A 13,761-nucleotide genomic window follows, 5' to 3' on the forward strand; every position below is an offset into this window, starting at 1 on the left:
GCTGCAAGTCCACAACAATGACGATCCTGTGATCATCGACGGCCTCGACAGTGAGGGCGGCGAACTGACGGTCCAGGAGCAAAACCTCAGCGACGGTAGCAGCCCGGATGCACCGGCACTGACCCAGAGCGGAACTTTTACCGTCACCGCGCTGGACGGTGTGCAGACCCTGAGCGTTGGCGGCATCAACGTGGTCAGCGGTGGCGTGGCTGCCGGTTTCCCACAATCGATTACCACCGCGTTGGGCAACACCCTGACCATCACCGGCTTCAACGCCGCCACCGGCGTGGTGAGTTACAGCTACACCTTGCTGGACAACGAAGCTCATCCAAATGCCAGCGGTGCCAACAGCCTGAGCGAGCAATTTGCGGTCGTCGTGACTGATGACAACGGCACCACCGCCAACGGCAACCTGGATGTGAACATCGTCGACGACCTGCCCACCGCCCATGCCGATTCCGCTTCGGTGGATGAAGGCGGGACGGTCAGTGGCAACGTCCTGAATAACGACGAAGGCGGTGCCGACGGGCCGGCCGCGAGTGGGGCGGTGATCGGCGTGCGCGCTGGCAACGACACCTCGACCCCGGCGATTGGCGGCTTGAACACCCAGATCAACGGCACCTACGGCTACCTGACCCTGGACGCCAACGGCAACGCCGTCTACCACAGCAATCCGAACACCGTCAGCGCCCCAGGTGCCACCGATGTGTTCACCTACACCGTGCGTGATGCCGACGGCGATGAAAGCACTACCACTATCACCATCGATGTCCACGATGTTTGCCTCGTCGCCACGCCAGATCAGGAAATCAGCGTTTACGAAAAAGCCCTCGACCTGAACCAGGACGGTCAGGACCTGGCCCCCGGCACCGTCACCGGCAGCGCCCCGAGCGCCACCAGCGAGACTGCCAGCGGCAGCCTTGTCGGCTCGGTCAGCGGCGCCGTTGGCGCAGTCACGTTCGCGCTAGTGGGCAACGCCACCGGTGCCTACGGTCAACTGTCGCTTCAACCCGACGGCTCCTATGCCTACACCCTGACGGCGCCAGCCACGACCACGCCCCACGCCAACGATGGCCCGAACGTGTTGAGCGAAAGCTTCACCTACCAAGCCACAGACTCGTTGGGCAATACCGTCACCAGCACCATCGTTATCGAGATCGTCGACGACGTGCCCAGCGCCCATGCCGATGTTGCCTCGGTGCTGGAGGGCGGCACGGTCAACGGCAATGTGCTGGACAACGACGTACTTGGCGCGGACGGCGGCATGGTGATTGGTGTGCGCGCCGGCAACGACACCTCGACCCCGGCGATTGGCGACTTGAACACCCAGATCAACGGCACCTACGGCTACCTGACCCTGGATGCCAACGGCAACGCCGTCTACCACAGCAATCCGAACACCGTCAGCGCACCCGGTGCCACCGATGTGTTCACCTACACTGTGCGCGATGCCGACGGTGATGAAAGCACTACCACTATCACCATCGATGTCCACGATATCTGCCTTGTCGCCACGCCAGATCAGGAAATCAGCGTCTACGAAAAAGCCCTCGACCTGAACCAGGACGGCCAGGACCTGGCGCCCGGCACGGTCATCGGTAGCGACCCGAATGCCTCCAGCGAAACCGCCACTGGCAGTCTCGTGGGCTCGGTCAGCGGTGCCATCGGTACTGTCACCTTCGCTTTGGTGGGCAATGCTAACGGCGCTTACGGTCAGCTAGCGCTCCAGCCTGATGGTTCGTACACCTACACCCTGACCTCGCCGGCCACGACGACACCCAACGCCAACGATGGCCCGAACGTGCTGAGTGAGAGCTTCACTTATCAGGCCACGGACTCCCTGGGCAATACCGTCACCAACACTATCGTCATCGAGATCGTTGACGATGTGCCCAAGGCTCACAGTGATTCCGCCTCGGTGGTGGAGGGCGGGACGGTCAATGGCAACGTGCTGGACAACGACGTGCTCGGCGCCGATGGCGGTGCAGTCATCGGTGTGCGCGCCGGCAATGACACCTCGAACCCCGCCACCAGTGGCCTCAACACCCAAATCAACGGGACCTACGGTTACCTGACCCTGGACGCCAACGGCAATGCTGTCTATCACAGCAATCCGGATGCTGTCGGCGCAGCGGGCGCCACCGATGTATTCACCTACACCGTGCGCGATGCCGACGGCGATGAAAGCACCACCACCCTCACCATTGATGTGCACGACAGTTGCCTGGTCGCCGAAACCGACCAGGACATTACAGTCTACGAAAAAGCCCTCGACCTGAAACAGGACGGCCAGGACTTGGCGCCCGGCACTGTCACCGGCAGCGACCCGAGCGCCACCAGCGAAACCGCCACCGGCAGTCTTGTCGGTTCGGTGACCGGCGCCACGGGTGCAGTGACCTTCGCCCTGGTCGGCAATGGCACCGGCGCCCATGGCCAACTGTTGCTCAACCCCGATGGTTCCTACACCTACACCCTGACCTCGCCGGCCACGACGGCGCCCAACGCCAACGATGGCCCGAACGTGCTGAGCGAAAACTTCACCTATCAGGCCACGGATTCTTTGGGCAACAGCGTCACCGGCAGCCTGGTGGTGAGCATCGTCGACGATGTGCCCAAAGCCGTTGCCTCCGAGCGTTCGGTGACGGCGGTGGAGATCGATTCGAACCTGCTGATCGTCCTCGACGTGTCTGGCAGCATGGCCGATGCCTCCGGGGTGCCCGGGCTGTCGCGGTTGGATCTGGCGAAACAGGCGATCAGCGCCTTGCTCGACAAATACGACGACCTGGGGGATGTCAAAGTCCAGTTGGTGACGTTCAGCAGCAGCGCCACCGACCAGACGTCGGTGTGGGTCGACGTGGCGACCGCCAAGACGCTCCTCGCCAGCCTGACAGCCGATGGCGGGACCAACTACGATGCGGCGGTGGCGGCGGCCAAGACTGCGTTCGTCACGTCCGGGCAACTGACCGGGGCGCAGAACATCGGCTACTTCTTCTCTGACGGTAAACCGACCTCGGGCCAGGAAACCGGTGCGGCGGACGAAGCTGCGTGGAAGGCCTTCCTCGACGCCAACGGCATCAAGAACTACGCCATCGGCCTGGGCAGCGGCGTCAGCAACGCCCATCTCGACCCGCTGGCCTACGACGGCAGTGCCCACACCAACACCAACGCGGTGGTGGTCACCGACCTGAACCAGCTCAACTCGGTGCTCTCCGGCACTGTGCAAGGCATACCGGTCACCGGCAGCTTGTTGGGCGAGGGTGGTTCGTTCGGCGCCGACGGCGGGTTTGTCAAAAGCCTGGTGGTCGATGGCACCACGTACAGCTACGACCCGGCCGCCAACGGTGGCCAGGGCGCGCTGACCGCCAGCGGCGGGCTCAACCACGGCAGCTTCAACACGACCACCAACACTCTGAGCATCGCCACCGACCACGACGGCACCCTGGTGGTCAACCTCGATACCGGTGCGTTCAGCTATACCTCCCAGACCGCCACCAGCACATTGATCACCGAAAACATCGGCTACACCGTCAGCGACAACGATGGTGACCTGGCCAGCTCCAACCTGGTGATCAAAGTCGTGCCCAATAGCCCACCGGTAGCGATGGACGACAACATCATCACCAACGTGCTGTCAGGCAACATCGTGGTACCGGGAGAATTGCTGCTGGGCAACGACAGCGATGCCAACGGTGATCCGCTCACCGCTTCGCCCACCAGCTTCAATACCGGCTGGGTCGCCAAGGGCGCGGACTTCACCGGCAGCACCGGCACGGTCAGCTTCAGCGGCAACAACGTGCAGTCGATCAACCTCAACCGCAGCGCCTTCGTCGCCAATAGCGCGACCATGACGGCAGTGCTGGTGGTCAGCGGTGCGCTGGGAATGGTGTCGAACAACAACGCCAACGATGAAGACCGGCTCAACATCACCCTCAAACAGGGCGAAACCCTCACCCTGGATCACAACCTGGCGGGCGGTCGCATTGCCCTGGAGTACTCCCTCAATGGGGGGCCATTCATTGCGATCAGCGACGGTGCCTCGTTCACTGCGGCGGCGACCGGCAACTATCAGATTCACGTCACCAACATCGCCAATGGCAGCGGCGGCAACCCCAACGGTGCGGAAAACTATCAACTGACCATGACCGTCAACTACGCCGGTGCCCAGGACAGCACACCGGATTTCCACGGCAGCTACACCGCCAGCGACAACCACGGCGGCAGCGACGGCGCGGCGGTGGGCATCAGCTACCAGGCGGGCCATATCCTGACGGGCACTGCCGGAGACGACGTGCTGATGGCCGGTGAGGGTGACAACACACTCAATGCGGGCGACGGCAACGACATACTCAGCGCAGGTTCGGGCAACAACACCTTGCATGGCGGGGCAGGCAATGACTTGCTCTACAGCGGCACAGGCAACGACCTGCTCGATGGCGACACGGGCAACGACACCGCGAGCTATGCTCACGCGACCGCCGGGGTCACCGTCAACCTGGGCCTGTTGGCGGCGCAGAACACCTTGGGCGCCGGCACCGACACACTGGCGGGCATCGAAAACCTGATCGGTTCGAACTTCAACGATACCCTTACCGGTGACGGCGCCAGCAACCGCATCAATGGTGGATTGGGCAATGATGTGCTCAATGGCGGTGGCGGCGACGACTTGCTGATCGGCGGCCTGGGCAACAACACTCTCACTGGTGGCAGCGGCGCCGATACCTTCCAATGGCAAGCGGGCAATAGCGGCCATGACGTGATCACCGACTTCACGCCCGGCCTCGATAAACTCGATCTGTCCCAGCTGTTGCAGGGGGAAAACGGCAGTGCGGCGTCACTGGACGACTACCTGCACTTCACCGTCACCGGTAGCGGCGCGTCGCTCGTGACCAGCATCGACGTCAGCGCCACCGCTGGCGCCACGCCAAACCAGACCATCGACCTGGCCGGCGTCAACCTGGCCAGCCACTACGGCGTCACGCCGGGCGTGGACGGGATGATCGCGGGCGCCGATACGGCGACCATCATCAACGGAATGTTGAACGACCATTCGTTGAAGGTGGACACGGTGTGAGATGAGCTGAAATAACAAAACCCGCGATTTCCGGTCTGGAAAATGGCGGGTTTTGTTTTTCTGAAACCACAGGAGATCCAGGCTCGAGCCACATTCAAGGCTTGCGCAATGTCTTCTGCTTGAGAATGTAGACCGTCACCAACACCGCACTGGTGAGCATGAACCCTCGCGCCCACGGCAGGGGCACCAGGTAGCAGGAAAAGAGGATGCTCACCCACATCAGCCCGATGGCGTAGACCTTGCCCTTGAGTGGGATGCCGTTGCCGCTGAGGTAGTCGCTGATCCAGGGGCCGAGGCGGGGATGTTCCACCAGCCAGCGATAGAAACGTGGCGAGCTGCGGGCGAAGCAGGCAGCGGCCAGTAGCAGGAAAGGGGTGGTGGGCAGTACGGGAACGAAAATACCGATGACCCCCAGCACCACGCTCAACCAGCCGATGGCCAGTAGAGCGTAACGCAGGATCAGCGGGCGGTTGCCGATGGGCGCGGGCACCCGGTTACTCAGTGGTGGCGAGGCTTGAGGATCGCCGGTTTCTCGTCCGGTGCGTTGCACAGCAGGTACAGGGCGGTGAGGGCTTCCGGGATCTGCACGATCATGTCGTCCATCAGGTTCGCGTCGGCGGCGATGTCGGAAAACTCCGGTTGTTCGTCGAACAGGCCGGAACCGACCATGATCGGCAGCAGCATTTCGCTGACTTCCTCTTCGGCGGTTTCGAACCAGGCGGCTTCGCGCAGGAACACGCCTTCCATGAAGCCGATGCACCAGCCACGCAGTTCCGAATCATCCGGGTCATCGCCCAGGTCCAGCTCGCATGGCAATTCGAATTCTTCGTCGGACGCCAACTGACGGGCGATATGGGCCTTGAGGCCCACCAGCGTGGCTTCGATTTCAGCACGCTGGGCTTCGTCGCTGTAATGCGGCTCTTCGGCGAACAGGGCGTCGATCCACTCGCGCTCCGGCACCGTTTCGGCGCAGATCGACAGGGCGGTCAGATAGCCGTGAGCGGCCACGTAATCCAGCGCCTCTTCGTGCAGCTCATCGGCGTCGAGGAAGACTTGCAGGCGGGTCAGTTGCTCAGCGAAGGACATTACGGGCTACCTTGGGGAATAAACAATGCGGGAATTCTAGGCCTTCTTGAGCGCCCAGGCCAGCCGCGTGGCGTATTTGCCTCCACTTGGGCGCACGGGCGGGCCGCGATACCTGTAGGCGCTGCCGAAGGCTGCGATCTTTTGATCTTGATCTTTCGTCTCTCGACTCAATGGGCAGTGGAAAGATCGCAGCCTCGTTGCACTCGGCAGCTCCTACAGGGCGCATGGCGTGCAATCGTCTACTTGATCACCTCTTGTCAGCATCACCCTTCGCAACGAAGGCCTCGGGTATACTGCCGCGTTTTGTGATGCCCTGCGGCGTCCCGTTGGTCCGAAATGCGCACTTACGATTTGCCGGTGCAGCGTTTGAGATTCTGAACCAGCCTTGCAGGGACGTTTCGGTGATTTTTGGAGTTTCTATGCTCGAACAGGCTCAACGCGTCCTCAAGGACATCTTCGGCTACGACAGTTTCCGTGGCCGCCAGGGTGCCATTATTGAGCGCGTGGCCAGCGGTGGCGATGCCCTGGTGCTCATGCCCACCGGCGGTGGCAAGTCCTTGTGCTTCCAGGTGCCGGCGCTGTTGCGCAATGGCCTGGCGGTGGTGGTCTCGCCGCTGATCGCATTGATGGACGACCAGGTCGCGACCCTTGAAGAACTGGGTGTTGCCGCTGCAGCGCTGAACTCCACCCTCAGCGCCGAGCAGCAGCGGGACCTGGCGGCGAGCATCAAGCGCGGCGAAGTGAAGATGCTGTACCTGGCACCGGAGCGCCTGGTGCAGCCGCGCATGCTGGCGTTCTTGCAGAGCCTGGAAATTGCCTTGTTCGCCATCGACGAAGCCCACTGTGTGTCCCAGTGGGGCCACGATTTCCGTCGCGAATACCTGCAATTGGGGCAACTGGCGGAACTGTTCCCCGATGTGCCGCGCATCGCCCTGACCGCCACCGCCGACAAACGTACCCGCGAAGAAATCGTCGAGCGCCTGCATTTGCAGAACGCCGAGCGGTTCCTGTCCAGCTTTGACCGGCCGAACATTTTCTATCGCATCGTGCCCAAGGAGCAGCCGCGCAAGCAGTTGCTGGCGTTCATCGCCGAGCGGCGCAGCGACGCCGGCATTGTCTACTGCCTGTCGCGCAAGAAGGTCGACGAAGTGGCGGCGTTCCTTTGTGAACAGGGTTTTCCTGCATTGCCGTATCACGCCGGGCTGCCCAACGACCTGCGGGCCTATCATCAGAAGCGCTTCCTCAACGAGGAAGGCCTGATCATGGTGGCCACGGTGGCGTTCGGCATGGGCATCGACAAGCCCAACGTGCGTTTCGTCGCCCACCTGGACTTGCCCAAATCCCTTGAGGCCTATTACCAGGAAACCGGGCGTGCCGGCCGTGATGGCTTGCCGGCCGACGCCTGGATGGCCTACGGCCTGCAAGACGTGGTGATGCTCAAGCAGATGCTGCAGAACTCCGAGGGCGACGAGCGCCACAAGCGCCTGGAGCAGCACAAGCTCGACGCCATGCTCTCGCTCTGCGAAGAAACCCGCTGCCGTCGCCAGACCCTGCTGGCCTATTTCGACGAAGACATGCCCCAGCCTTGCGGGCATTGCGACAATTGCGTCGATGGCGTGGAAACCTGGGACGCCACCGAACCGGCCCGCCAGGCCTTGTCGGCCATCTATCGCACCGGCCAGCGTTATGGCGTGGGGCATCTGGTGGACGTATTGCTGGGCAAGGACAACGAAAAGGTCCGCAGCTTCGGCCACCAGCATCTTTCGGTATTCGGGGTGGGCAAGGCCCGCACCGAGAGCGAATGGCGTTCACTGTTCCGACAACTGGTAGCCCGTGGTCTGGCGGACATCGACCTGGAAGGCTACGGCGGCCTGCGCCTGAGTGCGAGTTGCCGGCCCTTGCTCAAAGGCGAGGTCACCCTCGAACTGCGCCGCGACCTCAAGCCGGCGACGGCGGTCAAGAGCAGCAAGAGCCAGGCCAGCCAACTGGTGCGCGGCGAAGAGCGCGATCAGTGGGAGGCCCTGCGCGCCTTGCGCCGCAAGTTGGCCGAGGAACACGGCGTGCCGCCGTACGTCATTTTCCCCGACTCGACGCTGCTGGAAATGCTCCGCAGCCAACCGACGTCCCTGGCCGAAATGGCCCGGGTCAGTGGTGTGGGCGCGCGCAAGCTGGAGCGTTATGGCGAGGCCTTCCTCCAAGTGCTGGGCGGCGAGGTCGAGGCGCCGAAAGTGGTGGCCGATGTACGCCACGAACTGATCACCCTGGCCCGGGCCGGCATGACGCCGCTGCAGATCGCCGGGCAACTGCAATGCTCTGAGAAAAACGTCTACACGATGCTGGCCGAGGCCATCGGCAAACAGCAGTTATCTCTTGAGCAGGCACTGGACCTGCCCGAGGAGTTGATGGGCGAAGTGCAGGATGCGTTTCTGGATGGCGAAGGCGAGTTGCCGCCGGTGACGGAAGTCGCTGCGCTGTTTGTCGGCCGGGTCCCTGAAGGCGTCCTGTATTGCGTCAGGGCTGCGTTGCAGTCGGAATTCGAAGTTTGATCAATGAGTTACGCTCCTTTAACGATTCAGTACGGGGCAAACCTTGCTTGAATCCGAAGCTCATGCTTAGCTGACTAATAATTAGTTTTTTCTATTTCAGATCTGATGAGTTTTTATATGCCGTTAACCGATCAACACCGTTTTGGCATGCAACTGGCCCAAATGTCCCGAGGCTGGCGTGCTGAGTTGGATCGTCGCCTGGCGGGGCTCGGTCTGTCCCAGGCACGCTGGCTGGTGCTGCTGCACCTGGCCCGTTTCGAACAGGCGCCGACCCAGCGCGAACTGGCCCAGAGCGTCGCCGTCGAAGGCCCGACCCTGGCCCGCTTGCTCGACAGCCTGGAAACCCAGGGGTTGGTGCAGCGCCAAGCGGTGGCCGAGGATCGTCGAGCCAAGAAAATCGTGCTCTGCGCACCGGCCCTGCCGCTGATCGAACAAATCGAAACCATTGCCACGCAATTGCGTCGGGAATTGTTCGAGGGCGTTGACGAGGCGGACATGCGGGTGTGCATGCGTGTTCACGGCACGATCCTGGCCAACCTGGAAAAATCCTGAGGCATATCCCCGGCGCCAGACTTTTGAGATTCGGTGGTTAGCGAACTATAACCAGTACTAAGCGATCGTATTGGATGCGTTTACGCCGAAGTTGGTTCTGGTAATCGAAAGGGATGCCCATGCTTGGAAGTTTGCAGTCCACGTTGCGCAGTTGGATCAACGTGTCGGTCGTCGTGGGTGCCCTGGGGTATTCGGCTTTGGCGTCGGCGCTGGGGTTGGGGGAGATTACGCTCCATTCCGCCTTGAACCAGCCGTTGCGTGCCGAAATTGCCCTGGTCGATGCGAGTGGGATTGACGAGGGCGATCTGTCGGCCAGCCTGGCGAGCCCGGACGATTTCGGTCGCGCCGGTGTCGAGCGGGTGTTCTTTCTCAATAGCCTGCGCTTTACGCCGGTGTTGCGCGGTGAACGCAGTTTCATTCGGGTGACCTCCAGCAAGCCCGTCGAGGAACCGTTCCTCAATTTCCTGGTACAACTCAATCAGCCCAACGGGCGTCTGTTGCGCGAATACACCGTGCTGATCGACCCGCCGGGCACACCGGGTATCGTGCCTGCCCGTGACGAACCTTCCGCCTCCCAGTCTTCATCGCCCCAGGCAACGCCTGCCATCAAGCCGCCGCCGGCGACACAGGGCAAGCGCTACACCGTCGTGCAGGGGGACAACCCGTGGGTTATCGCCCAGCGCCTGCATGACGCCGGCAGCAACGCTTCAGTCAACGAGCTGGTGCAAGGGATACAGGCCCTGAACCCCGGCAGCGATCGACTCTCCATCGGGCAGCGCTTACTGCTGCCCGATTCGGCCGTGCTGCCGGCCCCCGCGCAAACTGCTGCAGCACCGGCTTCCGTGGCGTCCGACGAGCAATTGGCTGCCAGTCTCCTGCAAAATCAGCAGCAACAAAAAACCATCGACGAACTGCAGGCCCGGCTCCAGGCCCAGGACCAGGAAATCGCCGGCCAGCGCAAGCAGATCAGCGAATTGCAGACGCAGTTGGCCGAAGTCACCCCAGCCCCCGTTCCTGCAGAGCCGCTGCAATCGACGGCCCCCGTGTCGGAGCCGACGGTTGATGCAGCGCCGGTGACTGAACCGGTCACGGAGCCAGAGGGCATCAACTGGCTGTGGATGGCGGGGCTGGTGGGCCTGCTGGGGTTGCTCGCGCTGTTACTGTTCGTTCGACGGCGCCAGCAGCAGGCGCAAACTGATGTGGAGCCAATGCCCGGACGTCCCGAACCGATGTTGGAGGACGACATCGACACCTATGCCCCGGCCACTGACACGCAGCCGCCCGAGGCCGCCGCGTCCTTCAACCAGGGTGACACCCCTTTGGGAGATGTGCTGGAAGGCGTCGGGATTTACCTGACTTATGGTCGTTTCACCGAGGCGGCGGGGTTGCTGCGCGCCGCGTTGCTGGCGGAGCCGGAACGCACCGACCTGGGTCTAAAGTTGCTGGAAGTATTGGGTAAACAGGGCGATGTCATTGGTTTCCAGGCCCAGGAGCATCATCTATTGACCCAGGGTGTCGATGCCCGAATGCTGGAGGATATTCGCGGGCGCTATCCCAAGGTCGCTGTAATCAGCGCTCCCGTGGCGGCGACGGTAGAACCCCAGGCAATGGTTCCTGCGCCTGAGCCTGCCAGCGTGCCCGGCGATGAATTCGAGTTGAACCTCGATGCGCTGTCCATGGAGACCAACTGGGACCTGGCCGACACCGAGGATAACCTTGCTGAAAAAAATGCTGCTCCATCGCCTGCTGCCGACGCTACCGAGGGCTTATCGCTCTCAGGGTTCGACGAGTCGGACCTGCAATGGGGCGCGCCACTGGAAACCGAATCGCTGGACGACGCCTTTCTCGATGGGTTTGCCGATGAAGAGCAGTCGCTGGAACTGGAGCCACTCCCCCTCGAGTCCATGTCCTTGGAACCTGTCTCTTTCGAAACTGCTCCCTTCGAAACGCAGGCACCGGAACACTCGGTCAAACTGGAGCAGGCGCAGAACTGCATCGATGATGGCGACTTGAAAACCGCCATCACATTGCTTGAAGAGTTGCTGGAAGAGGGGGATGAGCCCCTCAAGCAGACTGCCCGGGTGCTGCTGGCCGGGATTCGTTGAAGCTATGGATGGATGTTGAGTCTACTGGCCTCTTCGCGAGCAAGCCCGCTCCCACAGGGATTGTGGTCAATAGCAGTCATGTGAACACCGCAGGGAAATATGGGAGCGGGCTTGCTCGCGAAGGCGGCCTGCCAGGCTGTCAATCCTTCCCAGACAAACGCCCACTTCATCAAAACGTCTGCCCCAGATTCAGATACACCGCCTGCTCATCATCATCGTTAAAGCCATAACTGAAATTCAATGGCCCCAGCGGTGTGTCAAAACCCAGGAAAATACTGGCGGCATTGATGTAGCCGCTGTCGAATTCATTGTCGTTGTTCCACGCCCGGCCGCGCTCCAGCGAGCCGCCGATGTACAACGGAAAGTCCAGCGGCAGGTAGGCTCGCGGCGTGAGCCGGCGGTAATACACGGCGCGCATCAGGCTGATGTTCTGCCCGGATATGCCGTCTTCGCGAAAGCCCGACAATTGCCGTGCCCCACCGAGTACAAAGCTCGACGTCACGACTTCGGCGGTGTCCAGGGTTCGACCGTAGCGCCCGCCCAGGATAAAGGTGTCCGGGCCGCTGCTCAGGGCCTTGTCCAGCTTGAATTCCCACTGGCGATAACGCTCATCGGAACCCAACCCCGGTTCGTACTGGCGCCAGGTCAGGCCGATGTCTTCCCCTTCATGGGGGAAGTACACGTTGTCGAAGGAATCGAAGGAATATTTCAGCTCGTAGAAACCTTCATTGAAGTTCTCGCTGGGCTGGTCGTGATCGCCAATGCGCACATCGGCCTTGCCCCAAGTCTGGCCGACACCGAAACGGATTTCACCGCTGTTGCCGATTTGCCGGCCGACGTTGAGGCCAAAGCCATAGCGTTCGACGCGATACTGGGCCACTGGATCGTTGTCCAGGATGGATTCCACGTTCCGCGATTCAAACTGCCCATAAGGCGCGATGAAGTAGCGCGAGCCGACGTCCAACGGTTGATAGAACTCGCTGTACAACTCCTGCTTGTCGCCGATCTGAACGCGGGTCAGCCATTCGGCGCCCAGGCGATTGATGCCGTTGACCCGGTAGCTGGCGCCGAGGTTGAACGCGCTGTCGCCGCGCATGTCGTCCGACAGGCTCAGCCCCAGTCGCAGGTAATCGGTGCCGGTGCGTTTGCCCCGGGCGCTGATGACCAGCGTGTGGTCCGGGCCTTTGTGCACCACGCGGTATTGCACCTGTTCGAAGTAATCCAGGCCGTACAGGGTGCCCATGTCGGTCTGCAAGCGACCCAGGTCCAGCGGTTCGCCGATTTGCTGGCGAACGTAATAGCGAATCACGTCGTCGCCGACTTTCGAATCGTTCTCCACGCGGATCGCGGTGATGACCGGTGTGCGTTCGCTCGGGGTGCGCGCCGCCGTGAGGACGGGGTCGGCTGGCTCGGCAGGACGCAGGCGCGCCAGGCGGGTCTTGAGTATCTGCGTGGCGCGGTAGCCGGCGTCGATCATGTCCTGGGCCCGACCGAAGTCGGTGGAGCCGAAGCTTGCCAGGGCCGGTTGGATCAGCACGTCGTCTTTCTTCAACGTCGCCAATTGTTCTTCAGAGTTGCGCCGGGTCATCAAGGTCGTCGACTGGTTCAGTACGTCGAGCACCGTCACCAGTTGCTTGCGGTTGCGCAGTGGCGTGCCGATGTCGACCACGATGGCTACATCCACTCCCATTTCCCGGGCCACGTCCAGCGGGATGTTGTCGGACATGCCGCCGTCCACCAGCAGCCGGCCGTCCAGTTCCACCGGGGCGAACACCGCCGGGATCGACATGCTGGCGCGAATGACCTTGGGCAAGTGGCCCTTGCGGAACACCACCTTTTCGCCGCTGGCGATGTCGGTCGCTACCGCGCGGAAAGGGATTGGCAATTTGTCGAAGTCGCGGGTGTCGCTGGCGTGGGCCAGCAGGCTTTCGAGCAGCAGGGCCAGGTTTTGCCCCTGGATAACCCCCAGTGGCAAGCCGAGGCTGCCGTCATCACGAAAGCTCAGTTTCTGTTTCACCAGGAAATCCCGATCATCCTGCTTGCGCCGGAACGGCACATCCTTGCGCGGCGGGGCGTCGGACAACGCCTGTTGCCAGTCGATGCCCAGGGCGAGTTTTTCCAGTTCGTCGATCTTGTAGCCCGAGGCATACAACCCACCGATCACCGCGCCCATGCTGGTGCCAGCAATGGCGTCGATCTTGATGCCTTGCTCTTCCAGGGCCTTGAGCACGCCAATGTGCGCCAACCCCCGCGCCGCGCCGCCGGACAACACCAGGCCGATTTTCGGGCGCGGCGCTTCGACAGTGGGCTCGTTGGCGTGGCCGAACAGGGGCAACAGCAGCAGAAGCAGGAAGGGCAGCAGGCGGCGCATCGTCAATCTCGGGGCGGGCGATCAAAGGCG

7 protein-coding genes are annotated in these 13,761 nt (G+C 62.1%); 4 read left to right on the forward strand and 3 right to left on the reverse strand.

The window, feature by feature from the left end:
* The coding region (locus tag ACWNZ1_RS00910; RefSeq protein ID WP_456027299.1) for a beta strand repeat-containing protein at positions 1-5,071 on the forward strand (5,071 nt) is incomplete at its 5' end.
* Positions 5,072-5,165: 94 nt separating this feature from the next.
* On the opposite strand, the gene ACWNZ1_RS00915 is transcribed toward ACWNZ1_RS00910, so the two are convergent.
* Positions 5,166-5,561, reverse strand: coding sequence for a YbaN family protein (locus ACWNZ1_RS00915; protein WP_135844261.1), 396 nt, complete (start codon positions 5,559-5,561; stop codon positions 5,166-5,168).
* 8 nt (positions 5,562-5,569) lie between these two features.
* Positions 5,570-6,157 (reverse strand): UPF0149 family protein, encoded by a 588-nt coding sequence (locus ACWNZ1_RS00920; RefSeq protein WP_135844262.1) that lies wholly within the window; start codon positions 6,155-6,157, stop codon positions 5,570-5,572.
* A gap of 419 nt (positions 6,158-6,576) precedes the next feature.
* Between ACWNZ1_RS00920 and recQ the strand changes: the two genes are divergently transcribed.
* The 3 genes from recQ to ACWNZ1_RS00935 all read left to right on the forward strand — a co-directional run bounded on the left by recQ (position 6,577) and on the right by ACWNZ1_RS00935 (position 11,360).
* Positions 6,577-8,703, forward strand: a complete 2,127-nt coding sequence (gene recQ / locus ACWNZ1_RS00925) for a DNA helicase RecQ (protein WP_135844263.1) — start codon at positions 6,577-6,579, stop codon at positions 8,701-8,703.
* 117 nt (positions 8,704-8,820) lie between these two features.
* A complete protein-coding gene (locus ACWNZ1_RS00930; RefSeq protein WP_003199001.1) occupies positions 8,821-9,255 on the forward strand; it encodes a MarR family transcriptional regulator in 435 nt (144 codons plus the stop codon).
* Positions 9,256-9,374: 119 nt separating this feature from the next.
* Positions 9,375-11,360 carry a FimV/HubP family polar landmark protein gene (locus ACWNZ1_RS00935; RefSeq protein ID WP_456027300.1) on the forward strand — a complete coding sequence of 662 codons (1,986 nt, stop codon included), beginning with the start codon at positions 9,375-9,377 and terminating at the stop codon, positions 11,358-11,360.
* Positions 11,361-11,529: 169 nt separating this feature from the next.
* Here the strand turns inward: ACWNZ1_RS00935 and ACWNZ1_RS00940 are convergent, their stop codons facing one another.
* Positions 11,530-13,731 (reverse strand): patatin-like phospholipase family protein, encoded by a 2,202-nt coding sequence (locus ACWNZ1_RS00940; protein WP_135844265.1) that lies wholly within the window; start codon positions 13,729-13,731, stop codon positions 11,530-11,532.
* Between the last annotated feature and the right edge of the window lie 30 nt (positions 13,732-13,761).

The sequence above is a fragment of the Pseudomonas sp. CFBP 5748 genome, from assembly GCF_053850495.1.

Coding starts and splice junctions, on each gene's coding strand:
- ACWNZ1_RS00930 (WP_003199001.1), top strand. CDS start 8,821: ATGCCGTTAACCGATCAACACCGTTTTGGCATGCAACTGGCCCAAATG.
- ACWNZ1_RS00935 (WP_456027300.1), top strand. CDS start 9,375: ATGCTTGGAAGTTTGCAGTCCACGTTGCGCAGTTGGATCAACGTGTCG.
- ACWNZ1_RS00920 (WP_135844262.1), bottom strand. CDS start 6,157: ATGTCCTTCGCTGAGCAACTGACCCGCCTGCAAGTCTTCCTCGACGCC.
- recQ (WP_135844263.1), top strand. CDS start 6,577: ATGCTCGAACAGGCTCAACGCGTCCTCAAGGACATCTTCGGCTACGAC.
- ACWNZ1_RS00940 (WP_135844265.1), bottom strand. CDS start 13,731: ATGCGCCGCCTGCTGCCCTTCCTGCTTCTGCTGCTGTTGCCCCTGTTC.